Consider the following 25,282-nt stretch of genomic DNA (forward strand, 5'->3'; position numbering starts at 1 on the left):
GTCATTCAATCCCGAAATAGGCGCGGGAAATATCCTCGCGCGATACAGTATCCGACGCACCTTCGAGCGAGACACGCCCCTCTTGCAGGCAGTAAACCCGCGAGGAAACAGACAGCGCTTTGCTGATGTCTTGCTCAACTATAATAGCGCTCATGCCTTCGCCGATGATGCCCGGCAGCGCGTCGTAGATGTCTTTGATGATAATCGGCGCGAGCCCGAGGCTGATCTCGTCGAACAGGATCAAATCGGGGTTGGCCATCAAAGCGCGGCCAATGGCGACCATCTGTTGTTGCCCGCCAGACAGCGATGTGGATTGTTGGTCCTTGCGTTCGTCAAGGATCGGAAACAGCTTGTAGACTTCGTCCAAGGTCCATGGCCCCTTGCGCCCGACCTGCGCCCCGATCATCAGATTTTCGCGCACCGAAAGTGACGGGAACAGCTGCCGCCCCTCGGGTACCATGGCCAAACCGCGCATGGCGACTTCATCGGCGCGCAACCCGCTTATGTCTTCGCTGCGGTACTTGATCTGGCTTGGTCCATTGGACAACAAGCCGGTGATCGACCGCATCAAGGTTGTCTTGCCGGCCCCGTTTGACCCAATGATGGCAAGAACCTCACCTTCGGAAACCTCCATATCGACGCCGTAAAGCGCTTGAAAGTCACCGTAATGCGCGTCAAGCGCTTGTATCTGAAGGATGGGTTCAGGCATCAGCTTCTATCCCCAGGTAAATCTCTTTGACTTCGGGGCTGTTCATGATCGCATGCGGCTCACCCTCGGCAATCTTCTTGCCAAAATCGATCACAATAAGCCGATCCACGACCTCCAACAGCGCATGCACCACGTGTTCGATCCAAATGATCGTCACGCCCGAGGCGTGGATGTCTTTGATCGTCTGCACCAGCGAGGCGCATTCGCCCTCGGTCAATCCCCCGGCGATTTCGTCCAACAACAACAGTTTCGGTTTGGCACAAAGTGCGCGGGTCAATTCAAGCCGCTTGCGTTCCAACAAGGTCAGGCTTCCGGCCAGCACATTGGCTTTGGGAAGCAATTCCGTCTGTTCTAGAACCTCAAGGCAGAACCGCTCGGCCTCATGCCCATGCAAGCCCGCCGATTGCGTTGCGGCGATCATTGCGTTTTCAAATACGGTCATGCCCGAAAACGGCTGAGGCACCTGAAACGACCGCGCGACACCCGCGTGGCTGCGCCGTGCGGCATTCCATTTTGTCACGTTTTGCCCGGCAAACTCTACTTTTCCGGAGTTCGGTGACAGGGTGCCGGTGATTAGGTTGAACATCGAAGTCTTGCCCGCCCCGTTCGGCCCGATCACACCTAAGGCTTCGCCTTGCTGCACGTCGTAACTAAGCGCATCTGCGACGGTCACAGCGCCAAATGCTTTGCTTAGCCTGTCTAATTTCAAAATTGAGCCCATGAAATCCTCACCTGAAAACTGGGCAGCACAAGGCGCGCCGCCCATAGGAATTTAGCCGAGCAAATTCAGCTCGCCGGTCAACGGAATGTTCGGAGCCGCTGAGTTGGCTACGATTTTCAGGTCCATCGCGTCACCGTCTTTTTGCCATTGGCCTGCAACCAAAGGTGTCTTGCTAACGTTGTTGATCGGCCCGTTTGCCCAGTTCACATTGCCAACGATCGTGTCGAGGTTGGTGCCGTTGATTGCGGCTACAATGGCCTCCGGATCTTCGAGGTCTTCGGCGCGTTTGGCCACATCGGCGACAACTTCAAACAGCGCGTGTTTAAAGCCGATGGGTTGGGTCCAAGGGCGACCAGAGGCTGCGGAATATCCCTCGGCCAGCTCTTTTGAGGAAGCGCTCGACAAAGAGGAGGAGAACGGGTGGTTTGGCGACCACCACACCTCGGATGACAGACCGTCACCCCGCTCACCAAGCGAGGCAATGACCGATGGGAACAACAGCGCTTTGCCGATGGTCACGATCTTGGGGTTGAACCCTTGCTGAGCCGCCTGCGCCCAGAACGTCGCGAAATCCGGTGCAATCATATTCCCGGTCACGATCTCGCAACCGGACTCTTTGAAGGCCGCGATATAGTTGGAGAAATCATCCGAAAGGGGCTGATACCGACCCGGATCTACAAGATTGTATCCGGCTTCGGCCAGAGGTTTGGGCAGGCCCAGCTCAGGGTGGCCCCAAGCGTTGCCATCCGCGTCATTGGGGAACAATCCGCCGACGGATTTGGCGACTCCGGATTGGCCCCACATGTCAAGGAAGGAACCAATGACGTCTTCGAGCCCCCAAAAGAAATGATAAGTCGAGGCAAAGCCTTCTCCGGGCACGCCATTGCGACCAAAGAAATAGGGCTGCCATGGGCAATCGGTGGTGATGCAGGGCACTTCGTTGATTTCGGCCTGATCCGCGACGGGGTTCACGGTGTCAGGGGTCGAGGCAGCAACGATGATGTCTACCTCATCGCCAAGGATCAGATCCGCGGCAACTTCTGCGGCGCGGTTGGGGTTAGACTGACTGTCTTTTGAAATGATCTCGACATTCCAGCTTTTGCCATTGTTCTGCAATCCGCCAGCCAAGGCTTTCTCGATGCCTGAAATCACATAGTCATCCGCTTCTGCAAATCCGGCCAGTGGACCAGTGCGCGGGCTGACATGCCCAATCCGCAAGGTCGGCGTTGCTGCATAGGCCCGTGTTGCGCTCAATAAGGCCGGAGCCGCCAAGGCGGCTGTGGCCCCGGTTAGAAAGCTGCGTCGCGATGGACGTTTGAAAATCTTGGTCATGTCTTCCTCCCTATCGTCGACCTCCTCGCCGACGTTTTCATTTATTATTCGAGTATGGTGCCAAGCTTCGTCAGATGGCTGGCGACGCGCGCGCGGGTCGCATCGGCCTCTTGCGGTGTCCATTTTCGGAACCCTTCCCCCGACTTCATGCCCAATCGCCCCTCCGCCACGAGCTTTTCGAGGTAAGGCGATGGCCCTTTGCGGCTTTCGAGATCGTGAAGGACGTTTTCGTGAATATCGAGCGTCAGGTCCGTGCCGACCAGATCGGCATTTTCCAATGGGCCAAGCACGGCAAGACGACGGCCAAAACACGACTTCACCACGGTGTCGACGTCTTCGGCCGCGCAAATACCGTTTTCGACAAGGCTGATCGCTTCGCGCCACAAGGCATGCTGTAAACGGTTGCCGATAAAGCCCGGAACATCCTTGTCCACCATCACCGGTGTCTTGCCAGCATCGGCCAACAGGTCGAACGTTGCTTGTGCAACCGCCGGGTCTGTCCATTCGGTTTTGACCACTTCGACCAATGGGATCAAATGCGGCGGGTTCCACCAATGGGTCCCCACAGCCCGGTTTTTCAAGCGCAGTTTTGACATGATCTGCGTGATCGGCATGACCGAGGTGTTTGAGGCGAGAATACAGTTTTCCGGCGCATGCGCCTCAATCTCGGCAAAAATCGTTTGCTTCAGCTCCAGCTTCTCTGGCGCGGCTTCAAACACGACATCCACGGAATGCACAGCACCCGCAGTGCTATCGAAAATCTCGATCATCTTTAAGGCTTTGGCGATGACCTGTTCATCATCGCCCATGGCTTGCATGCTTTGGCGGATGCGCGTGGCAACTGTCGAGCGGGCCTTTTCAAACGGATCGGTGATCGCTACGTATTGCCCGGCTTTGGCGAGGGTCAAGGCAATGCCATGCCCCATAAGACCCGCCCCAATGACGGCAATTTTCTGTTTTTTGGCAACCATTATTCAACCCGCCGTATAACCACCGTCGGCATAGAGAATATGCCCGGTGTAAAAATCAGATGCCTTTGAGGCGAGGAATAATAGCGGCCCGGCCAAATCTTCGGGTTCGCCCAGACGGCCAACGGGCACGCGGGCCAGGAACCCGTTACGCACCTTGGTCGCCTCTTCGGAATCTTCGAACATCCACGCGGTGAGCGGCGAGCGGAACACGGTTGGCGCAATTGCATTTACGGTGATTCCATGCGCGCCAAGTTCGCAGCCCAGCGACTTGGTGATCCCGTCGGTCGCGGCCTTTGATGCGCAATAGGCGGTGTAGCCCGCCGGATGGCCCAACAACCCGCGCGCCGAGCTGACCAAAACGATCTTGCCGTGACCTTGGGTTTTCATCTGGCCAGCGGCGGCACGCGCCAAGAGCCAGCTTTGATTGACATTGGCGTCCATGACCGCATTGAAGGTCTCGGGTGTCATGTCGTTGATCAGTGCGACCTTGTTCATGCCCGAGGCGACGACCAGTATGTCAAGCTTGCCATAGGCTTCAATTGTCTGCGCAACCAAGCCATTGCAGATGTCTTCGTCAGTGGGGCGGGTGTTGATCGTGGTGACCTCCGCGCCCATGCCGTGGCATTCGTCGGCGATGTCATCCAGCGCAGCCTGATTTCCGGCCACCAAGACAAGCTTGCATCCGGCCCCAGCTAGAATACGCGCGGCGACCATCCCAAAGGCACCCGAGGCACCAGTGATAAGGGCGACGTTGTCCTTGATGTCAAACATGGACAAAGGGTTTGCCATAACGTTCATTTCAACTCTCCGGAGGATTGGGCCGAGGGATAGGGAATGACGACCAGCATCTTGCTGGTCAGGTTCGAACGATTTTCCAGCAGGCGGACTTCACCCGGGGGGATCGTGCAACTGTCCATCGGGCCAAGCGTGGTTGCGGTGCCATCAACGGTCAGCGTCATCTCGCCTTCGAGCACAACGTAAACTTTTTCGAACGGGGTGGAATCCGGACCGGCACCACCACCGGGAAGGAACTGGCTGTATCCCACCCATTGGTTCGTGGGGCCGCCGTCTTCAAACCCTTGCAATCGCAGGCCGTGGCACCCGAAATGGTTTGGGGCCTCATAGGGTTGGGCGTCGTTAAAACGCTTGATGTGCATCTGTCACCTCCCGGAATTTTTGTTTTAAAAGGTGGCCGCCGGTTGCCCGGCGACCAGTCTGGGGGTGATTAGAATTCTTCACCTGCTTCGATGCGGTAGTTCTGACCCTTGTCAGCCATGGCGACCAACCGGATGATGCAGCCGTCACCGCGATCCCAATTCCAAGGGAAAAAGGCAAAGGTCACACGTTTGCCGGTCACTGAATCCAGATCGCCGCCAACGTTTTCAATCCCCATTATTCCATGCGAGAACAGCGTGTTGTGAACAGGCTCCCACTCAGGGAAATCGTCTTTCCAATCGTTGCCGCCAGACCATTCTTTGTATTCTTCCTCAAGGTGGGGAAGGATCGGGCCGTTGCGCTGAGGTCCGATGGCCGTGGCAAGCGGGTGGTCATTGGCCTGCGTATCGTGGCCAACAACCTTTACACCCTTTTCCACCATCCAGTCGGCAGCGGACTTCACCAAACCGGGGCAATAGGCAAAGTAGTCGCCATCTTCGTATTGTTTGTGCCAGCCGGTGTTGATGATCAGAACATCGCCCTTGCGAATGGCGTGACCACAGGCTTTTTCCAAATCGTCTCCGGTGATGGATTCCCATTTCTTCTTGGGAATAGACACCACAAGACCCGATCCAAAGAAGTGCGGCAGAGGCACTTCGTCGATAAAGGGCGTGCCTTGCACCACATGCGCTGGGGCGTCGATATGGGTTGTGACGTGCATCGTTGTGGTGATCGTCTGGCTTAGCACGCCGGACTTGGCCATGTAGTGCGTTCGGTCGATTGCCACATCTTTGAAGTACGGCCAGTTCGGGCATTGGTGCCCGAACCTATGGCTTAGGTTCACAAACTCCAGCCCCATGTCGTTATCATCATTGGCCTGGAACTCGATTCCACGAATTTCAACCATTGGACACACCTCCTCTGTTCGCCGGAATTCCGGCGTTTCTGGTTTCAAATTGTCTGGGTGGCTCCTCCACCTGTCTCACATAGTGATGCATGTGCATCGCATTGCGGTCAAGAAGAAAATTCACGATGCGGTTGACATGTATCACAATGCGGGACAGTAATGAGTGGGAAGCAACCGCGCTTACATGCAAAACAGTCAAAATAAAGGGGTCTAAATGTCTGAAAGAAATCCGAAAAGCGATCGGTCTGGAATTCAGGTGATTTCCCGCGCGGCTTCAATCCTGCGGGTCCTCAAGGATGCGCAGCCGGGCATGAGCCTCGGCAAGATCGCGGAACAAGCCGGTCTGCCCCGCTCCACGGTACAAAGAATCACAAGCGCCTTGGCAGCAGAGAACTTCGTCATTGCCGATATTCAGGGCGGCGGTCTGCGATTGGGTCCCGAACTCAGCTCTCTGGCGGGGGCGGCGCAATACAACATCGTTGAACATTGCCGTCTTTTGCTCACCGAACTGACCCAAAAGACCGGCGAGACAACGGATCTTGCGGTGATGCGGGGCATCGGCATGGTGTTCTTGGATCAGGTTCCCGGCACTCACCGCCTGACCACCGTCTCCAAAGTCGGAGAAGTTTTCCCGCTAACCACAACCGCAAACGGCAAAGCCTGCCTTGCTTTGATGGATCAAGACGAAGCGGTCAAACTGATCCGCAATGAATGGGATCGCAACGGGGTTGAGCAGGATTTGACACAGCTTCTAGACCAACTCCAAGACGTGCGCCGCACTGGGTTGGCCTATGATCTGGACGAACATGCCTCGGGTGTGTCGGCGATCGGCTTTGCGTTTCATGATTGGGCCGGTGACCTGCACGCGATTTCTATTCCAGTCCCTTCGACACGATTTGCCGACCAAAGACAGACGATCGAAGAAGCGCTGATAGATACAAGCAACAATATCCAGCGCACATTTGACTAGCTGTTTGCTTAACGGCTTGGCTCGATCAATAGGCGGGACGCATCGATGACACCTCCCCAGACGTTATCCAATGCTTCTTGTAAGGACATGTTGTCAGCGTGTTCCCAAAGGAATATCGCCCTTCCGATTGCATCGGTGGCGTAGCTTGCCAATGCGGCGGCGGTTTGACGACTGCCAGCGCGGGTATTCAGGCAATCTGTTAGTGCGTGACGTTCTGACATCAAAAAACCATCAAGTATACCGCGGGCTTTTTCGTTTGATCGAAGGACTTTTCCCACCATGCGAAGAATGGCTTCGTCACCGGCCAGCGTTTGCATGTGCGTGTCCAAAAACAGTTTCAGATCCGTTGCCAAAACGCCGGTCCCACTGCGCAATGCCTCAAGTTCTTCGTCGCGAAAGCTCGGCGGGTGCCCAACCGCGGCCGCTTCCTTGTTGGTATAATAGTTAAAGAACGTGCGTGTACTTATTCCCGCCGCCGTGGCGATCTCCTCGGTCGTTACGGTGTCGAGGTCGTGCGTCACGGCCAGCTCCAGCGTTGATTTCTGAATATCGCGCGCAGTTTCCTGCCGTCGCCTTTGTCGTAACGAAAGTGTCATCGGTCAAAACCTTGCGTAGTGTGCAACCTTTGCATATTCAGCACCTATCACCACGGATAGTCAAGGACGGGTCGAAAATGAAATACACAGGAAAAATTGCTCTTCTCGTCGTTTGTCTCGGCGCGCTGGGTGCGGGTTTGATGCTTTTGGGCGCGCGCACCGGATTGTGGGAACCCATCACCGGTTTCGGCCTTTATCGCACCTATTTCAATCCGCTTGCTATGATTGTTACCGCCGTGGGCCTGTTTGCGGTGATCGTTCACGCCATGCGCAAAGAAAAAAGCGGGATCATCGCCGGGGGAATCGCGGTTCTGTTTGGCGTCCTATGCTTGATCCCGATGGTTTCAGGGGCAATCAACCCGCAAAAACGCGCGGCCCCGATCCACGACATTTCAACCGATACGGCCAACCCGCCTTTGTTTGAAACCTTGGATGATACCCGCGCAGGTGCCAAAAACACGCTTGTTTATGCTGGCCCTGAATTGGCCCAAGCTCAGGCCGCAGCCTATCCTGATATCGCGCCCTTGGACACAGACCTGACTGTTGACGCTGCTTTTCAACACGCTTTGACCGTCGCGCAGGATATGGGTTGGGAGATTGTCTCGTCTGATCAGGACCGCCGCCGTTTTGAGGCCACGGCGCGGACCACTGTCTTTTACTTTGCCGATGACGTGGTGATTGTTGTCACCCCGCAGGGCGACGGCAGCCGCGTTGATATGCGCAGCGTCTCACGCGTCGGTCGCAGCGACCAAGGCCTCAACGCTGCCCGCATTCGCGCGTTCCAGCAAGCGTTCGGGGCATAAGGCAGCAAACCCTTTTGACTGCCCGCGACATCAAATGGGTTTCCATCGTGAATAAAGTGACACGTTGCGATGGATGCCTAAAAGAACTGCAAACGCTTCCCCCTCTTCTCAAAGGACGGACTTATGACAAACATGTCTCCTGTTTACACCTCCATTCTCGCTGCATCAGTGGGTTTGGCATTCCCTCAAATGGCCCTTGCCCAAGCGCCGAATATTCAGACCAAGGGCGCGATAATCCACCTAGCCGACAACCTGAGCGAAGAGGCCATGCTCGGCTGGTGTATCGACACCCAAGGCCGTGGATTGGGGGAACTGCTGCATGCGCATTCGTGCAAACCAAACGGGGACGACGTGTTGTTTTCCTTTGCGCAGTCCAGCGGCCTGATTGAATCCGTCACCTACGAGGGCCGGTGCATGGCCTATAACGCGCCTGACAACGCAGCCACCCCGTTTGGCTTGGTCACCTGTGACGAAACGGACCCAGCCCAAAAATTCACCTATGATAACGCGAGCATGGAGCTGCATTTGGCCTCCCAGCCGGCCCGATGTGTCACAGTTGCTGAAAACATTGACGATGCTGGCCCATACCAATCGCGCTATCTTCTTCTTGCGCAGTGCGCGGATTTGGCCTCCGGCTTCAAGCAATGGGTTGTCAAAAACGCCGATCAATAACCATTTCAGGGCCGCCGATGATGGCGGCCCGTATCCGTCAGATCTCAAAGGCTTCTGCGGTTGCCTAAGTTTCCTCAAGGTCGACGCACAAATACCGAACAGCGCTGTCCATTTTTGAGTGCCCAAGCAGCAACTGCACGGCTCTCAAGTTACCAGTTTTCTTGTAGATCCGCGTTGCTTTCGTGCGGCGCATAGAATGGGCTCCATAGGCGCTCGCTTCGAGACCAATGGATGTTATCCAATCTCGCATCAACCACTTTCATTTTGACCAGATCACAGCCGCGCAACTTGCTGTCTATGGCCAGAGTGAACAAAGCCAAATCACGATGGTTCTCAGCCAATTCAAGTCTGACCCGAATTGCCCAAACATGCTTTGGCATCAAGGGGCGTTTTTTGGCCGACAATGCGCCCCTTGTTCCAAGCGGATCGCACGGCGCGAATGGCGGGTAGGTTTTACGTTTCCATGAGTGATCCTCCGATCCGCCATATCCTCCCAAATCGACAAGCCAACGCCCACGAAGTCGTCTATCACACAGCGCAACATCGCTGGTGTATCCGTTCCTGGATTTTCTTTTTGCGCATGAAGGCGGAAGAAGTTCTGACGTCGAAGTGGCTCAGGGGCAAACACAGTCGTTTTGTCGATTGGACGCAAACGGGGAAAAACCAAAGGCCCCAGTCTATCAAGAAAGTTGAATAAACGGGCCCACGCGCATGCTGCTTGCGTTGCAGCCAATGCCCCCACCAGCGGCGACAGCGGGCAATTCAAGTCACTTTACCAATCTTGTTACCTACTCAAAGAAAACCACGATGACCGTCGGCGTTGGGAAAGTCATTTCGCCATTAAGACCCCGCCGCGTTGTCGCAAGACCACCGGCCATTCATGTGCTCTGCAAAGAAGAGCCGGAATCTAAGCGCGGAAAAACAGGCATTCGAAATGAACTGCCGAGTGCCTATTTGTTAAAACCTCTATTCTAGTCCGTAACCTTCTATGTCCCACCAATCAGAACGCATAAATTCTGGAGACGCCTGTGTAGGGCCGTTCAGTTTTTTCAAGGTTCCAGAAGTTAGCTCAAGCACCATCCACGCATCCGTTGCTGCCTGTCGTTCCGGATAAGGTGTCTGTTTGTCAGTCGGAGCGTACCCGTATCGAGGGTAGAATGTTGGTACCCCCATCACGAATACTGCATCTGCTCCGATAGACTTCAGGTGTTCAGTACTGTTTTCCATTATCTCTTTGCCAACGCCTTGACCTTGATACTCTGGCAACACTCCGCAGGGCGAAAGAAGGTAGCATTTGGTGTTTGGGTGATCTTTAAAGATGTACGGTGAGAACATCACGTTGCCGACAACCTTCCCATCGCGCTTTGTGCTGATTGAAATTGTTTCTGGGTGATCGAATAGATTTTTAGCGAGCTGAGCTATTGTGTCTCCCTCTGCTTCACCAAACGCCAAACGGTGGATTTCGATTGTGGCGTCGATATCTGAATGGTTCATCGGTTTTACCTATCTTTGATTCATTTGGGCGCGTACGGATTTTATCCCCAACGCGGAGGCGCGGTAGGGGCGGCCATTCTTTGAGTGGATGAAGCGCCGCTTTAGTAGGCGCTGGAAGACGCTGAGCGTGCAATCTTCGAGGACATGTCCGTCGCGGGTGAAGCAAGTAACATCATGGATTTTTCCGTTGTCCAAACGGTTATGATGGATGGCCCCGCCGCGTGCGAGTTCATGCAAAACACGTTGCTCGTGCTTTGAGATATTCATTGATTATTCTCGGTTTTATGAAAGCATACAATTTGGTCACTCAGCGTTGCGCATGAGTGTGACCGTCAAGTAGTGTTCCTGAATTTGGTTCGCCAGGAACGGGCGTTATGCCCGGGACTCTTTCATAAAATCTCCATTGAACAAGGCATTTCGCCCCGCATAGCCATGGGCATTAGGCGATGAACACCAGCAAGTCAACAAGTCGGGTGGTGCCGCAATGCGTGTGCCAAAGCTGATGTTTGCAGTCGGATGCAATGCGGGGCGGCAAGGGCTTTGGCCACGCTGTCAAAACGCGTCGTCAGGATCAGAAACTTTTCCAGAACAAGCAAAAGCCGCGTTTCTCCTGTGCCCAAAACTGGTGGGGAGCGATGCATTAGGTTTTCTCGAGGGGGGCTCAACCCGCTTGCTCCGGCGCAATAAAAGAAGAGCGACACCTGCCGACAATGCTCCCCCTGCAGAGTGTCCCTGTGGACGTGGGGAAGCTGTGCAATGGTCATGAACCTTGACCCCAGCGCGGAAACGGGTCCGTCATGGCGGCCCATTCTTGTGGCTGAAACTCGTCAACATCCAATAGAGCTGCATTTAGGCGGGCTGAAATTGCGTCACGGTCCAATCCGACGCCAATGAACACGATTTCCTGACGACGATCCCCCCACGGCTCGGCCCAGTTTTGGGCAATCTCGGCCTGTGCCTGAGGATGTGTTGGCAAACGTTCCTGCGGCACGGCGGCCCACCAAAGCCCCATGGCTTTGACCGAAGACAGCGCCCCCGCCAAACTGAACTCCGCCGCCCAATTGGGTTGTGTCGCAATCCAGAAATGTCCTTTGGCCCGAATAGTGCCGGGCAAGGCACCGGTCAGAACGGTATGCAGTTTTTGAGGGTCAAATGGCGGGCGGGCATGAAATACAAAGGAGGTGATACCGTATTCTTCATCTTCTGGAGTGTGATTGGCAAAGCCGTATAGTTCCTTGGCCCACATCGGATGTTCATGCGCAGTGTCAAAGTCGAAAAGACCGGTATCCAAAATGGCTTTGGTAGGCACGTCTGAATGGTTCGTTTCGATGATATTAGCGTCGCCGTTCAAACTGCGAATGATTTTTCGCGCGTTGCTGCTGCGCTTTGGTCCAGCATCAGCGACCTTGTTCAAGATCACGACATCGGCAAATTCAATCTGTTCCGTCAAAAGGCTGACAAGGCTGCGGTCATCCTGATCACCCAAGAACTCCCCGCGATCCGTCAGAAAATCATGGGACGAGAAATCTTCAAGAAGATTGACGGCATCCACGACGGTGACCATCGTATCAAGGCGCGCCACATCCGAAAGGCTTTGCCCGTTTTCATCCCGGAAATCAAAGGTGGCCGCGACGGGAAGTGGCTCAGATATCCCGGTGGATTCAATCAGCAAGTAATCAAATCGCCCTTCTTCTGATAGGGTGCGGACCACTTTCAAAAGGTCATCGCGCAAGGTGCAACAGATGCATCCATTCGACATCTCAACCAGCGTCTCTTCGGAGCGCGACAGCTCCGAACCTTCGCGGACAAGATCGGCGTCTATGTTGACTTCGGACATGTCGTTAACAATTACCGCGACACGCCGTCCATCGCGATTGTTAAGAATGCGGTTCAAGAGGGTGGTTTTCCCGGCTCCTAGAAAGCCGGACAAGACGGTCACAGGAAGGCGGGAATCTTTGATGCCAGTGTCTTTCATAGTGAGTTGATCTTCCTAATTAGGGTGGGCGAATAGCCAGCGGAAACTCGCACTCCAAATAATTGACAAAAGGTGCGGCTGCGTCCGAGGAGATTAATTTGAAAATTGGTTATGTTATAACGTAACAAATGGCAAGCCTGTTTGATGTTGTGTTGGCTTAACTAGGAAGCGGCTTAGTTGCACAAAGCAGGGCGAGGCAGAGGAAGACCGGCGCAAATCCGAAAAAAAGGAAGGGCAGCATGGCGGCCGCATCCCCGACGGCGTGACATGGGCGGGGTAATGTTTTGATCACGATCTAAGTAAGCTACGCAGAACTAATGCGCTTGGAAATGGAACAGCGGCGTCAGGAAATCCGCGCTGCTGCATTTTGCGGTTAGCTAGGGTCAGCTCCGGGCAGGAAGCTGACTTTGCAAAGTCACTCCAAGTTCAGGGATACTTGGCGCAATCTGCCCGGAACAGCCTTTTTGGACGCAAAAATGCTGCTGCGCGGTTTTCCTAAAGCCACCATTCAGTACATGTCGCAGCATTTGGAAACACACGAGATCGGCAGTGCGGCACAATCAAGATTTTCGCAGGTCTACAAAACCGAAAGGCCCCGTTTGGCTCAATCGATTATCAGTCTCGACCAAGTTAAACAGTTGTTTCAATGACTATCTTGCTTGATGATAAATTCAGATTCGAACTGTTTTACGTTACACATAGAAAGGGTTTGCCATGCAATTTTTGAAGGTTTTGACCTCGATTGCGGCGCTTTTGCCAGCCACGTCATTTGCCCAAGTAACCACCGACGGTGGGACAATTGACCCAGCCAAAGTTGAACAGTTTTTCGATCAACCGGGCTATTCCCCATATGCTGGTCGCTCCTACCCAATTTTCCCCTTGTGGGGTGAGCAGCATCTGCATACCTCTTGGTCCCCTGACGCTATTGCCGCCGGTACACGGATTGGCCCGGATGAGGCGTTGCGCTTCGCCAAGGGCGAAGAAATTACCTCAAACACCGGGCAACCTGTGAAGCTGTCCAGACCTTATGATTGGATCGTGATTGCAGATCACTCTGATGCGCTTGGTGTTATGGCCAGAGTGATCGACGGCGATCCAAATCTACTCGCAGATCCGACGCTAAAAAGATGGAGTGTGGGGATGAACGCGGGGGGAGCCGCCGCGACTGAAGCCCTCATGGAGATGATTACCCTTCAGGGGCTGGGGCAAATTCCGGACGCCATCACAAACCCTGACACGCAATTCGACATGTGGCGTATGCAGACTGAAATCGTTGAAAATCACAATAATCCGGGCACTTTTTCCGCATTGATTGGCTACGAATGGAGCTCGAATTTTGGCGGGGGCAACAATTTGCACCGCAATGTAATCTACCGCGATGGGAAATCACATGCTGACCGGGTTCGTCCACTCACGTCATTTGACACCGAAATCCCAAATGAGCTTTGGGACTGGATGGAAAACTACGAAGAAAAGACTGGTGGCCGAGTGTTGGCAATCCCGCACAACGGCAACCTGTCGAATGGCCTGATGTTTGCGACCGAAACCCCGGATGGCAAACCGATTGACGTCGAATGGGCGATGCGGCGTCAAAAATGGGAACCCATTTACGAAATTACTCAGACCAAGGGCACATCGGAACAACACCCAACCCTCTCTCCATCTGATGAATTCGCAGATTATGAGATTTGGGATGCGGGCAACCTTAATGTTGTGCCAAAAGAACCGGGTATGATCGAATATGAATACGCCCGCGAAGCGCTCAAGCGCGGGCTGGCGTTGGAAGCCGAATTTGGAGTGAACCCTTTCAAGTTCGGCTTGGTTGGCTCAACGGACTCTCACACGGGTATTTCCACTGCTGAAGAAAGCAACTTCTTTGGTAAGTTCCCGGCAAGTGAACCTTCGGCGGAGCGCTCCACAGGAAACGCCTTTGATTTCGAAGGGCGTGTCGTCAAAGACTGGCAGCTTGGGGCCACAGGTCTCATGGCGGTTTGGGCCACCGAGAACACGCGCGCATCACTCTGGGATGCAATGAACCGCAAAGAAGTCTATGGCACAACCGGCCCTCGCATTGGCGTACGGTTCTTTGGTGGATGGGAGTTCAACGAACAAGACGCTCAGAGCAGAAACCCTGGGGCACTAGGCTATGACAAAGGTGTACCCATGGGCGGAGATTTGGCACCGATCCCCACCGCCGACGCCGCCCCAAGCTTCTTGGTCGCGGCACTTAAAGACCCGTTTTCCGGCAATCTTGATCGCATTCAAATTGTGAAGGGATGGCTAGATGCTGAAGGCAACACTCAAGAAAAGATCTTTGATGTTGTTTGGGGCGGCGACCGGACAGTTGATGAAAACGGAAAGCTTTCTCCCGTTGGGGACACCGTTGATATCGCAAATGCAACATGGTCGAACACAATCGGTTCTCCTGAGTTGATCACAGCATGGCAAGATCCTGAATTTGATCCGACGGTCAGTGCCTTCTATTATGCACGGGTTCTTGAAATCCCAACTCCAAGATGGACAGCATATGACGCCGTCTATTTCAAAGATGCGGCATTCGGACCTGAGGTTCCCATGAAAACTATAGAACGCGCCTACACCTCTCCTATTTGGTATTCGCCCAAGGGCTAAAGAACAGTGTGTTAAAGCAAGCCTCTGAGCCTACGTCGGGCCCAGAGGTTTCATTCTCTTTCAATCACTTAATCTGGACCTCACTCTAGCGGCGGATCAAGACAATCATCCTTCAGACAATGCTCTCTCCAGAAACGGTTTGCATAATGAGCTTTTCAACATAACCAACCCTTTGTTGATTTCGATTTCTTTTTCAACAAGTGAAAAAGTTGACATGGCCGCATGAAAGTCGGCTCTCGGGATAGGCTATTTTTTGGCTTTGAGCCGGCGGCAAAAGGTACACGGCTGAAAACTTGAATGTCTCTTTTGGGGCTGAATGCAGTCTATCGGTGCCGCTGTGCCACCACGTGCTGGGCAAAAACCTTGCGCTGCACTGCCGCAAGTCGGCAGTTGGTCCAAACCTATCACTTCTCCTACTTGAAAGTGACCGTTCTAGGAGCCGTGTGTCGCAATCCACCAAACGTTGCCACATAGGTCCTTTATTCCAGCCATGCGATCGCCATGTGGTCGATCGTTAGGCTCCATCAAAGTTGTGGCTCCCAGTTTTAATGCCAGTTCAAATGTCTGATCTGTGTCGTCCACGTACAAATGCATCTGAGATGTATTGGCTGAGTAATTGTCCGAACTTTCGTTCAACATCATGATAGAATTGCCAATCCGCAACCGTGCGTGCTGAACACGGCCGTCATCGTACCTGCTGTCCTTAATCACCGATGCATCGAATGCAGCGATCAAAAATTCGATCAACCTGTCTGCGCCGACAACCGTGAAATAAGGTGTAATTGAATAATACCCTTCGGGCATGTTGTCTCGATCGGCCAAATCAAACTCCCTTGCGAGTTTTCGATGGTGTCAGATACGCTTAAACTTCGCAATGTCCGGCATTCCTGCCCTCTGGCAGCCCTAATGGTGCATAACGTGTCAACGGCCGGTTTGGCGCAAAGCCGTCATCCGCAACCCACAGGGTTGCCGCGTTGCTCCTTTGCTGAAGCAGCCGTTCGCATCGGTGCGCTGCATTTTTCTTGGTTAGTGGTCGGCTCTGCGAAGAAAACGAGCGTTCGGCCTGGATATTTCTAATCCAGCTATGATCGGTGAGCGTCCTCTAAGGAGGTTAATTGAGTCTCACGAATGGAGGCTTGTCAGTCTCGGTCTACGTCCGGCGCATAGAGCTATCAATTCATGCACGGGCAGTCTTTGTACCATTGGAGAAAAAGGCCAAAGACGCTTCGCATTGTCTCGCCACCGGTCATTCGCATCGGGCGGCTTTTGGGGCAATCTAGAGGTCTACTTGTGGCCCGGTATGGCTGTTTTCGGATTGGCGTTTCCAAGTTCTTCTGTGGCTGGCAATTCCTAGCAGTCATCACAGTCATCACAGTCTGGGCCCATGAAAACACCCGTGCTGTTCTAAGTCCGAAAAGGTTCGATCCGATCAGCAGACAGTGCATATCCAATGTCAGCAATATGCGTCGACAATGACGACACACCAAACATCCCGATCACATTGACGGCTTCGTAAAGGCCCGATGTCTCGTAAGGTTGGTTTGTTGTAACAAACACCAATTGGTTGGCAGGGGGCGGCGGGACATGAACACATGCGCCAACATAAGGGACAAGGATAAAGGCTGTCACGCCGGTGCCCGAGTAATCAATCGGCAGTATGTAACCGGGCAAGCGCACGACCTGACCGTTCCAATCCGTACGCACCCCGGTTGACATAGGCTGATCGCTAGACATCGGCTGTTTGTCGTGATCAACCAGATTTTGGAGCATGGGCGGAATTGTCGTTTGCCCTTTTGGCATCAAATCCGCCCAATCCAGATCGACATAGTCTTCGGCCCGCGCAACATGTGGCCAAATTGAAAAGGCCCCGACTCCTGTCAGCAATGTCCGTCGGTTATATGCGCGCGTTACCACTCGTAAACCTCCATGTGGTCCGCGACCATTTCGTAGCCTGTGTCACCAACTTCGGTGGATTGAATGGCGTGCTGCATCTGGCCGGTCACCCAAACAGGATCCCAAAGGTTATCTCCCGGCCACGGCGTTTTGGTCTTCACAAAGACCAACTGATTTGCGGGTGGTGGTGGGGTGTGCAAACACGCCCCCACATAGGGGACCAAGACAAAGCTGGTTACCCCTGCTGTCGTGGCATCAAAGGGAATGATATAACCCGGCATCTTGATATAGGCCCCATCAAGAGCGGGGTTTAGCTTGGTGGCATTGTCGTCGAAAATTGGTCGCCAGGTGTCAGTGGCCTCGTTCATTTCCCCTTCTCCGATGATTTCGGAATAGGGCAAGCCAGGCGGCAGTAAATCATCCCAAGTGATTTCAGTTGCGTTCTTGGCGAATGCAATTTGCGGCAAGGCAATCCCAGCTAAACCGGTTGCCATCAGATGGCGGCGCGACACATTCATTGTCCCAGCCCTTTCATATCAAATTCGCACCATCATGCCATCCGCAAGGGACATGCGGTAGGCCCTAAGGGCGGGAACCATGCTCACGATTGCGCCAGCGGCAACAACACCCAATAAAACCCAAGCTTCGCGAAGGGTTGGCGGCTCGATGGGCAGCCAGATACCAAAGGCGCTGTCAATCAGTGGTTGACCAAGAACCAACCCCAGATACAGGAGGCCTAGACCAAAGATCGCCCCAACAGCAGCCATCACAACCGCCTCAAGCACAAGCAAAGCCAAAATCACCCTAGGACGCGCGCCCATGGCGCGAAAGATAGCCATCTCACGACGACGCTCGTTTAGGCTGGAAAAGATAGTCGCCATCATACCGATCAAGGCAGTCACAACCACCATGGCTGAAACACCGATCAGGGCCGTTTCCGCAATGCCAACGATCTGCCAAAGTTCTTGCAAGGCCACACCGGGTAGGATCGCCAACAAGGGTTCGTGGGGATATTCATTGATAGACCGCTGCAATCGAAACACCTGAAGGCGGCTTTTGACACCGACAAGAGCGGCAGTGATGGCCTGAGGTTCTAGCGCCATTTGCCGGATCATGTCCGGTGTCGTCACCTGACCCGGTATTTGCGCGCCACTTTTCCAATCAACATGAATGGCTTCGATGGCCTCGAGGCTGACGATCACTGTGCGGTCCACTGGCGTACCGGTTTTTTCTAAAATTCCAGAGACCCGAAACGGTTGGTTGGCATGCTCAGAGAACGACGCCAATCCATGTGCAACAACGATTGGATCCCCAATTTCGTAGCCAAGAGTTGTGGCCACATCTGCGCCGATGACGGTGTCAAACACGTCCGACATGATCGAGCCGTCTTGTACCACAAGCGATTGGCCCGACCGGTATTTATAGCGCTCAAAGAAGGCCGGAGTCGTTCCCATCACCCGGAACTGACGATGACTGTCGCCCAAGGAAATCGGAACAATCCAGTCAACTTCGGGGCGGTTGGCGATGTCTTGATAGCTTTCCCATGTCAGGTTGTTGGTCGCATTCCCGATCCGAAATACAGAATAGAGCAACAGCTGAACCGAGCCTGATCGCGCACCAATGATCAGATCTGTTCCGGAAATTGTATCCGCAAAACTGGCCTTGGCCCCAGTGCGGACCTTTTCAACACCTAAGAACAGGGCGACGGATAAAGAAATGGCCAAGATAGTCATGCTTACTGTCAGGGTGCGGGCCATTAGCGATGCTAGGGCAAGGCGCAAAATCATAATGTGCCTCGCTCTGTCAAAGCGATGTCAGCCATGTGAATGACCCTATCAAACTGGCTGGACAGGCGTGCGTCATGGCTTACCATCAGTATTGCCGTGCCATGCGCCCGAGATTGGGCAAACAACAACTCCAAGAAAGTAGCTTGGGTGGCCGCATCAAGCGATGATGTCGGCTCATCAGCGGTGATCAAAGGTGGCGTCCCGATCAGGGCACGTGCCGCTGCCACACGCTGCTGTTGTCCAACACTCAAGGAACCAGCCCTTGAGGTCATCACCCCCTCTGGCAATCCCAAATCACGGCAAAGACGCGTTGCCTCGACTTCCGAATTGAAAACGCATTTACGGCGCTTTGGGGCAAACTCGAGCGGCAGCAAAATGTTATCTTGGACACTTGCAAAGGGAAGCAAGTTGAACTGTTGAAAGATAAGACCGATTTGTTCGGCGCGAAATTGATCGCGTTTTCCTGCGGACAACTGGGCGATGTCATGATCACCGACACAAACACGGCCCGAGGTTGCTAGGGTTGTGCCGCAAATCAATGAGAGCAGGGTTGATTTGCCCGATCCGCTCTCCCCAAGCAGCAAGACAGTCTCACCAGCTGATACACTCAGCATGGGAACGTTGAGCCCAAAAGATGTCCGCCCCGGCCAGCGGTAGCGGACATCCTCAAGCTGCAAGATTGGCGGTCTATTTGGCACAAAAACGGCTCGCTTTAAAACATACCGTGCAGGTTCAATACCGGCGCATCGCGTTCCACTTCAAACGATGTTGCACCACTGTCAGAGATAATCTGCACTTCGACCTCACGTGCATTTGGGAATACATCAAAATAGGCAAAGGTGATGTCAGTGATGGCGGTAGGTTTTGCACAGGTCAGCAGGTATTCCGCATGAAATTCGGTATGCCCTGCCTCCTCGTCATGGTCATCGTGTTCGTCTTCGGCGTGGTCATCATGACCATGATCATCTTCTTCGTGCCCCTCGACGTGTTCTTCCTCGTGATCAACTTCAAGTTCAGCTGCAGCTTGAACAACGCTACATCCGGCTGCATCGGGCAGAACAAACAACTCCAAAGGGCGCGCAAGAGATCCGACTGCCGCATCCACAGCAGCGCGATCCTGGGCGCTTTTTGCAGCATATTCAAAACCCACAACATCTGCACCCGGGGCGTTTAGTTCCATAGCGACTTGCGCGCCATCGAAAGCAATATTCAGCTGCCCAACACCATGTTCATGCGCATCCAATTGGCGAGCCGTTTCGGAAAATGCTGGCGCTCCAGAAATTACGGCAAGTACGAAAAGATGTGAAAATTTCAATGGATTGATCCTATTTAGTTGTGGGGAAAAGCTTAGGAAGAACAGTCGTGGCATTGCCCGTGTATTTCGACAATGTGACGGGTGGGACGGAAAGACGACTGCGAAGAAATGGCCGAGAGTTTGGGGAGCAGATCGGTGCCGTCATTCTCCTCAACGCTCCCGCACTCTTCGCAAATTGCCAACACCGGAACCGCAGCGGCGTGGTCGCATCGGCAAGGAACAAAAGCCTTGATCGATTCAAGCTTGTGCGCGCGACCTTGCCCGGTAAGCGCGGCAAGAGCGCGGTACACCGTCGGAGCTGCGAGATCCGGCTCTTCCAATTTCATTTTGTTGAGAATGGCGTAGGCGGTCATGGGTTTGTCATGACCATGTAAGACTCTTAACACGTCGGATTGCCGAATGGCCGCTTGTTTGCGCATGAACCTCTCCAAAAGATAAGAACACGTTTATTTTATAAAGTAACAAATAACAAGGCATTGTACCCCCGAGACTAAGCACACAGAAAAACGAACGCCCTGACCGCTTTTGTTGGTTTTGGCACGCAACCTTCATCTTGCGGCGAAGGTCCGGTTTCCGCCGTTAGTTTCGAAGGTGGCGAACGGCCCCAAGCCGCTCCTGGCCGATGTCGGCAAGTACACTAGCGATGTATCTTGTGGATATCACTGAGAAATAGCAGTCACTGACCACGATCACATTCAAGGTGTTTTTAAGTTTCTGGCGCTCATCGCGACGATTACAATCGCGCAGAGTGCGGCCGCGAAAACCTATTTCAGTGAGGATGCAGCAGCACTACAATGTGCGCATACCATCAGTGCGACGGCATGTGGTCATGCAAAGGTTTGGCCTGATTGATCATTCGTTGAAAGACGCGTAGATTTTTGGCAGCGTCTCGATTTTTAAGCAGTATATGTGCGGCACTGAAGTTGAGAATATCGCAGCCATGCACGCTATGGCCGGGCGGCGCACACCGACGCAAACCGCGCAGGACTTTCGCGAGATCGCAGGGCGGTGTGGCTAACAGTGTGCCATCGACTGAACGGTACTTTGGCACGATCATTCGTGCCGTGCGGCCGGGGTCGCAGGTTTCTGGCCTTTGATCTTTTCGCGCAGGCTTTGCAGCACAACATAGAGCACTGGCACTATGATGACGCCAATGATGGTGGCGGCCAGCATGCCACCAAAGACTGCCTTGCCGATGGCCTGTTGGCTGGCCGCTCCGGCACCCGAGGCGGCGATCAGCGGCACAACGCCCAACAAAAACGACAGGGCCGTCATCATAACAGCCCGGAACCGTTGCCGGGCGGCCTCCATGGCGGCCTCGCGAATGGAGGCACCTTTTGCCCGTTCCTCCATCGCAAATTCAACGATCAGGATGGCGTTCTTCGACGCAAGTCCGATCAGCATGATCATCCCGATTTGAGTGTAAAGGTTCACATCCCCCGCAGTGACCAAAACTGCGGCCAAGGCCCCAAAAAGCGCGACCGTGACCGAAAGCAGAATGCCGATTGGCATCGTCCAGCTTTCGTATTGCGCAACGAGGAAAAGATAGCCAAACACAATAGCGGCCATCAGGACCAGAATGACCGTGCCACCTGCAGCAAGTTGCTGCTGGGCCGTGCCGGTCCACTCATAGGCATAGCCAGAGGGCAGCGCGGTGGCAGATTCTTCCTGCAGGGCTGCAATGACGTCCCCGGTGGAAAAGCCGGGCGCAGGGATGGCCGTGACCGTTGCGGACCGAAATAGGTTGTAGCGGTTCATCAGCACCGGGCCGAGGGTCTTTTCGACGTTGATCAGCGTGCCCAAGGGGGTCATTTGGCCGTCGTCGGTGCGCACGTGGAGCCGCCCGATATCTTCGATTTTGTCTCGGTAATTCCCATCGGCCTGAATCATCACCCGGTAAACCTTGCCAAATAAGTTCATGTCGTTGACGTAGATCGACCCCAGATGCGCCTGAAGCGTTTCGAACACATCACTGATGGGTACGCCCAGTGTGCGGGATTTTTCACGATCCAGATCGACGAAAAGTTTGGGCACATTGGCGCTGAAACTTGTGTAGGCTTGCGCGATTTCGGGGCGTTGGTTGGCGGCATAAACCATTGAACCCACCGCGGCTGACAGGTCGGATGCACCGCCGCCGCCGGTTTGTTGCACCTTCATTTCAACGCCCGCGCTAACCCCTAAACCCGAGATCGGCGGCGGGTTGAAGGCCAGCACATTGGCAGAGGCTTCCTGGCTCGAGATGCCGTAAATTTGCGCCAAAATACCTTCCGCGCTGAGCTCCGGCGTGGTGCGCTCATCCCAGTTGTCGAGGTTAACAATGATCATCGTGCCGTTGGAGCCTTGGCCGTTCAAAAGGCTAAAGCCGTTAACCTGAATGGTGCTGGCCACGCCGGGTATGGCGCGCAACTGGGTGTCGAGCCGGTCAGAGACAGCTTCTGTCCGCTGGATGGACGCCGCATCTGGTAATTGCACGTCGACAAACAGATACCCGTTGTCTTCGATGGGTAGGAAACCTTGCGGCAACATGCGCATCATCGAACCGGAACCAAAGGCAAGCGCAATCAAAATGGCGACGCCCAAAATCGGCAGACGCACCAAGCGTTTCACAATAGCCGCATAGCCGTTGCGGGATGTGTCGACTGTTTTTTCAAAGGTGGCAAGCAGCCCCTTGGGCGGCCCCGACCGCGGCTTTAGGACAATAGCGCACAAGGCCGGTGACAGTGTCAGCGCATTAACTGACGAAATCACAACCGCAATGGAAATGGTTACAGCAAATTGCGAGAAAAGCTGACCGGAAATGCCGGGCATGAAGGTCACCGGAATGAAAACCGCGAGCAACACCAAGGTTGTGGCGATCACCGGTGTCGTGATCTGCTCCATCGCTTTGGCTGTTGCCTGATCGGGTGGGAGCCCTTCGTCCGCGATGATCCTTTCGACGTTTTCCACGACGATAATCGCATCATCCACGACAATGCCGATCGCCAATACCAGCGCAAACAGCGAAACCGTATTGAGGGTCATACCCATCATTAGCAGGAAAGCGAATGTTCCGATCAATGAGACCGGGATTGCCACTGCGGGAATCAGCGTGGCCCGTGCGCTGCCCAGAAAGATGAACACCACCGTCATCACCAGTATGAAGGTCAGGATCAGCGTGGATACGACGTCATTGAGTGATTGCTGCACAAAATCGGTGCTGTCAAATGGCACCTCGTAGGCGATATCATCGGGGAAAGCCTGTGATAGACGTTCAAGTTCTGCATAGACCCCTGCGGCCACGGCCAATGCATTTTCACCCGGCGCCTGATAGACGGCCAGTACAGTGGCAGGCTGTCCTTGGTAGCGCCCGGAGACACCATAAAAACTCGCGCCAAGCTCGACCCTTGCCACATCTCGAATCCGCAGAACACTGCCCGATTCTCCGGTGCGAACGATGATGTTTTCGAATTCTTTCACCGTGGACAATCGCCCCTTGGCGGTCACGGTGTACTGAAACTGTTGCGTATCAGAGGTGGGCGGCGCTCCGATCTGGCCCGCCGACACCGTCAGGTTTTGTTCGCGGATCGCGGCCATGATATCGGCCTGTGTGATACCGAGGCCGGTCATACGGTCAGGGTTCATCCACAGCCGCATGGCATAGGCAAAATCTGTCATGACATCAGCTTTGCCAACCCCGGGCACCCGCGCCAGCGCGTCTTTGAGGTTGATCGAGGCATAGTTGGACAAAAACACCTCGTCATAGGTGTTGTTGGGCGAAAACAGTGTGGCAACGAGCAGCATGCTGGTGGATGATTTTTCCGTCACAACGCCCGTAGAGGTCACTTCGACCGGCAAGCCAGGTGTCGCCTGCGCCACCCTGTTTTGCACATTCACAGTTGCGATTGTCGGATCGGTGCCCACTTCAAATGTGATCGATAAATTGTAACTGCCCGTGTCGGAACTGTCGGACGACATGTAGATCATGTTTTCGACGCCATTGACCTCAGCCTCAATCGGGGCGGCGACGGTATTCTCCACGGTTTCAGCATTTGCGCCTGTGTATGATGCCGTCACATTGACCACGGGCGGTGTGATGTTGGGGAATTGCTCAACCGGAATGACAGAGTAGGCTACAAGCCCCACCAAAGTGAGAACGGTCGAGATTACGATGGCCATCTTGGGCCTTTTGATAAAGACGGTGGAAAGCATGGATCAGTTTCCTCCGGCTGTTCCGGTCAAAACCGCGTTGACCTCCACGCCGGGGCGAACCCGTTGCAACCCTTCAACGATGACACTTTCGCCGGGACGCAATCCGTCCTCTACAACGACCGCCGTTTCCAGTTGAATACCCAGTTGAACATAGCGCTGCTCCACCAATTGCTTATCGGTCACAACCAATACGAAGTCACCCCGCTGATCGCGCTGTACAGAGTTCTGTGGAATGAGAACGCTCAGGACGGGCTCCAACTCTTCGATGATGACGTTTAGAAAACCACCATCCAGGATGATCCTGCGTTTGTTCTCGAACTGTGCCCGAATGGATATCGTACCAGTCGAGGCGTTGATCTGGTTGTCTAGAAATACGATTGCACCAGGTTCATCAAGCATTGTTTGGTCAGGTAGTTCTATGAAAACATTGGGTGATCTATCGCTTTCGATCAACTGATCAATACCCGTATCTAGTTGCTCCAAAACGCCCAGAAGCTGTGGTTCAGAAAGTGAAAAGGTGACGTACATGGGCGATTCTTTGACCAATGTCGCCAATGCTCCGGCCGTTGGGCCCACAACCGCTCCAAGACTAACATTCGTGCGACCGATCCGTCCGCCAAAGGGCGCAGTGATCTCTGTGCGGCTCAGGTTGATCTCAGCGGTATGCAGTGCGGCCTGGGCGGCCAACAAATCCGCTTCGGCCACAGACGCATTGGCCCTTGCGATGTCGAGCTCTGATTCCGGGGCTGTGCCTCGCGACACCAATTCCTTTTTACGGTCTAATTCGATCTCGGCTAGTCTTACATTGGCCTCCGCCCGGGTCACTGAGGCGCGATTTGCGGCGACATCAGCAAGATAGCTGTCTGGCTCAATGCGAAAAATGATATCGCCTTGCTCAACCAGTGCACCATCTTCGATCAGCACTTCAACGATTGCGCCAGCGACCTGCGCCACCAAATCAGTCTTTGCGGCCGCCTCGCCCCTGCCGATGAATTTGGCCTCTCGTGTGATCTCTTCGCTCCATGCAGCAGCGATGGACACTTTGGGCGCGGGTGCTGCAGGGGCCTGTGCGGATGCAGGTGGCACCATCAGAGCCAGCAGGCAAATTGGAAAAAGGTGGCGCGTGACCATGTGAAAAATAGAGATATCTTGACCTGACATGG

The 25,282-nt window shown here is 54.1% G+C and carries 25 protein-coding genes and 1 pseudogene; 5 read left to right on the top strand and 21 right to left on the bottom strand.

The annotated features are described in order from the left end of the window. Position 1: 1 nt before the first annotated feature. The 7 genes from C8N36_RS16510 to C8N36_RS16540 form a co-directional block, all read right to left on the bottom strand. Positions 2-709, bottom strand: coding sequence for an ABC transporter ATP-binding protein (locus tag C8N36_RS16510; RefSeq protein WP_097805871.1), 708 nt, complete (start codon positions 707-709; stop codon positions 2-4). Further along, positions 702-1,430 carry an ABC transporter ATP-binding protein gene (locus C8N36_RS16515; RefSeq protein WP_097805960.1) on the bottom strand — a complete coding sequence of 243 codons (729 nt, stop codon included), beginning with the start codon at positions 1,428-1,430 and terminating at the stop codon, positions 702-704. Before C8N36_RS16515 ends, C8N36_RS16510 begins: the two co-directional genes overlap by 8 nt. Before the next feature lie 51 nt (positions 1,431-1,481). Continuing rightward, positions 1,482-2,762 carry an ABC transporter substrate-binding protein gene (locus C8N36_RS16520; protein WP_097805870.1) on the bottom strand — a complete coding sequence of 427 codons (1,281 nt, stop codon included), beginning with the start codon at positions 2,760-2,762 and terminating at the stop codon, positions 1,482-1,484. A gap of 44 nt (positions 2,763-2,806) precedes the next feature. After that, entirely contained in the window at positions 2,807-3,733 is a 927-nt protein-coding gene (locus C8N36_RS16525; protein WP_097805869.1) for a 3-hydroxyacyl-CoA dehydrogenase family protein, read from the bottom strand. 3 nt (positions 3,734-3,736) lie between these two features. Further along, positions 3,737-4,531: an SDR family NAD(P)-dependent oxidoreductase gene (locus C8N36_RS16530; RefSeq protein ID WP_097805868.1), complete on the bottom strand. Its 795-nt coding sequence runs from the start codon at positions 4,529-4,531 to the stop codon at positions 3,737-3,739. Continuing rightward, a complete protein-coding gene (locus tag C8N36_RS16535) occupies positions 4,528-4,890 on the bottom strand; it encodes a cupin domain-containing protein (protein WP_097805867.1) in 363 nt (120 codons plus the stop codon). Before C8N36_RS16535 ends, C8N36_RS16530 begins: the two co-directional genes overlap by 4 nt. A 68-nt stretch (positions 4,891-4,958) precedes the next feature. Further along, the gene (locus C8N36_RS16540) at positions 4,959-5,795 is read right to left on the bottom strand and encodes a cyclase family protein (protein ID WP_170125892.1); all 837 of its coding nucleotides are present in this window, start codon (positions 5,793-5,795) and stop codon (positions 4,959-4,961) included. Positions 5,796-6,009: 214 nt separating this feature from the next. On the opposite strand from C8N36_RS16540, the gene C8N36_RS16545 reads away from it, so the two are divergent. Then, entirely contained in the window at positions 6,010-6,765 is a 756-nt protein-coding gene (locus C8N36_RS16545) for an IclR family transcriptional regulator (protein ID WP_097805866.1), read from the top strand. An 8-nt stretch (positions 6,766-6,773) separates the two neighbouring features. On the opposite strand, the gene C8N36_RS16550 is transcribed toward C8N36_RS16545, so the two are convergent. After that, on the bottom strand, positions 6,774-7,361 hold the full coding sequence (locus tag C8N36_RS16550; RefSeq protein WP_097805865.1) for a TetR/AcrR family transcriptional regulator: 588 nt from the start codon (positions 7,359-7,361) through the stop codon (positions 6,774-6,776). Positions 7,362-7,438: 77 nt separating this feature from the next. On the opposite strand from C8N36_RS16550, the gene C8N36_RS16555 reads away from it, so the two are divergent. Then, on the top strand, positions 7,439-8,164 hold the full coding sequence (locus C8N36_RS16555; RefSeq protein ID WP_097805864.1) for a DUF1499 domain-containing protein: 726 nt from the start codon (positions 7,439-7,441) through the stop codon (positions 8,162-8,164). 123 nt (positions 8,165-8,287) lie between these two features. Beyond that, positions 8,288-8,836, top strand: a complete 549-nt coding sequence (locus C8N36_RS16560) for an RICIN domain-containing protein (RefSeq protein WP_110767927.1) — start codon at positions 8,288-8,290, stop codon at positions 8,834-8,836. Positions 8,837-8,900: 64 nt separating this feature from the next. On the opposite strand, the pseudogene C8N36_RS16565 reads toward C8N36_RS16560, so the two are convergent. From C8N36_RS16565 to C8N36_RS16590, 4 genes and pseudogenes are all read right to left on the bottom strand, one after another. Then, a pseudogene (locus C8N36_RS16565) lies at positions 8,901-9,277 on the bottom strand (tyrosine-type recombinase/integrase). Positions 9,278-9,802: 525 nt separating this feature from the next. Further along, the gene (locus C8N36_RS16575) at positions 9,803-10,330 is read right to left on the bottom strand and encodes a GNAT family N-acetyltransferase (RefSeq protein ID WP_097805861.1); all 528 of its coding nucleotides are present in this window, start codon (positions 10,328-10,330) and stop codon (positions 9,803-9,805) included. Between the two features lie 9 nt (positions 10,331-10,339). Next, positions 10,340-10,597 carry a YjhX family toxin gene (locus C8N36_RS16580; protein ID WP_097805860.1) on the bottom strand — a complete coding sequence of 86 codons (258 nt, stop codon included), beginning with the start codon at positions 10,595-10,597 and terminating at the stop codon, positions 10,340-10,342. A gap of 493 nt (positions 10,598-11,090) precedes the next feature. Further along, a complete protein-coding gene (locus tag C8N36_RS16590) occupies positions 11,091-12,305 on the bottom strand; it encodes a GTP-binding protein (protein WP_097805858.1) in 1,215 nt (404 codons plus the stop codon). Between the two features lie 476 nt (positions 12,306-12,781). Between C8N36_RS16590 and C8N36_RS24200 the strand changes: the two genes are divergently transcribed. Both C8N36_RS24200 and C8N36_RS16595 read left to right on the top strand, forming a co-directional pair. Next, positions 12,782-12,955 (top strand): hypothetical protein, encoded by a 174-nt coding sequence (locus tag C8N36_RS24200; protein WP_170125893.1) that lies wholly within the window; start codon positions 12,782-12,784, stop codon positions 12,953-12,955. Positions 12,956-13,019: 64 nt separating this feature from the next. Next, positions 13,020-14,936, top strand: a complete 1,917-nt coding sequence (locus tag C8N36_RS16595) for a DUF3604 domain-containing protein (RefSeq protein WP_097805857.1) — start codon at positions 13,020-13,022, stop codon at positions 14,934-14,936. A gap of 432 nt (positions 14,937-15,368) precedes the next feature. Here the strand turns inward: C8N36_RS16595 and C8N36_RS16600 are convergent, their stop codons facing one another. The 9 genes from C8N36_RS16600 to C8N36_RS16640 all read right to left on the bottom strand — a co-directional run bounded on the left by C8N36_RS16600 (position 15,369) and on the right by C8N36_RS16640 (position 25,280). Continuing rightward, positions 15,369-15,758, bottom strand: coding sequence for a VOC family protein (locus tag C8N36_RS16600; protein ID WP_097805856.1), 390 nt, complete (start codon positions 15,756-15,758; stop codon positions 15,369-15,371). A gap of 582 nt (positions 15,759-16,340) precedes the next feature. After that, a complete protein-coding gene (locus tag C8N36_RS16605; RefSeq protein WP_245910902.1) occupies positions 16,341-16,850 on the bottom strand; it encodes a DUF3299 domain-containing protein in 510 nt (169 codons plus the stop codon). Then, positions 16,844-17,347 (bottom strand): DUF3299 domain-containing protein, encoded by a 504-nt coding sequence (locus C8N36_RS16610; protein ID WP_097805855.1) that lies wholly within the window; start codon positions 17,345-17,347, stop codon positions 16,844-16,846. The genes C8N36_RS16605 and C8N36_RS16610 overlap by 7 nt, the downstream gene beginning before the upstream one ends. A gap of 18 nt (positions 17,348-17,365) precedes the next feature. Further along, positions 17,366-18,616 carry an ABC transporter permease gene (locus C8N36_RS16615; protein ID WP_097805854.1) on the bottom strand — a complete coding sequence of 417 codons (1,251 nt, stop codon included), beginning with the start codon at positions 18,614-18,616 and terminating at the stop codon, positions 17,366-17,368. After that, a complete protein-coding gene (locus C8N36_RS16620) occupies positions 18,613-19,230 on the bottom strand; it encodes an ABC transporter ATP-binding protein (RefSeq protein ID WP_170125894.1) in 618 nt (205 codons plus the stop codon). Before C8N36_RS16620 ends, C8N36_RS16615 begins: the two co-directional genes overlap by 4 nt. Positions 19,231-19,328: 98 nt before the next feature. Beyond that, entirely contained in the window at positions 19,329-19,931 is a 603-nt protein-coding gene (gene zrgA / locus C8N36_RS16625) for a zinc uptake protein ZrgA (RefSeq protein WP_245910904.1), read from the bottom strand. Positions 19,932-19,963: 32 nt separating this feature from the next. Next, positions 19,964-20,350 carry a Fur family transcriptional regulator gene (locus tag C8N36_RS16630; RefSeq protein ID WP_097805851.1) on the bottom strand — a complete coding sequence of 129 codons (387 nt, stop codon included), beginning with the start codon at positions 20,348-20,350 and terminating at the stop codon, positions 19,964-19,966. A 634-nt stretch (positions 20,351-20,984) separates the two neighbouring features. Beyond that, entirely contained in the window at positions 20,985-24,119 is a 3,135-nt protein-coding gene (locus tag C8N36_RS16635; RefSeq protein ID WP_097805850.1) for an efflux RND transporter permease subunit, read from the bottom strand. 3 nt (positions 24,120-24,122) lie between these two features. Next, complete coding sequence (locus C8N36_RS16640; RefSeq protein WP_097805849.1) at positions 24,123-25,280, bottom strand: efflux RND transporter periplasmic adaptor subunit; 1,158 nt, start codon at positions 25,278-25,280, stop codon at positions 24,123-24,125. Positions 25,281-25,282 lie beyond the last annotated feature (2 nt).

This window comes from Pelagimonas varians (assembly GCF_003208435.1).
GTDB lineage: Bacteria > Pseudomonadota > Alphaproteobacteria > Rhodobacterales > Rhodobacteraceae > Pelagimonas > Pelagimonas varians.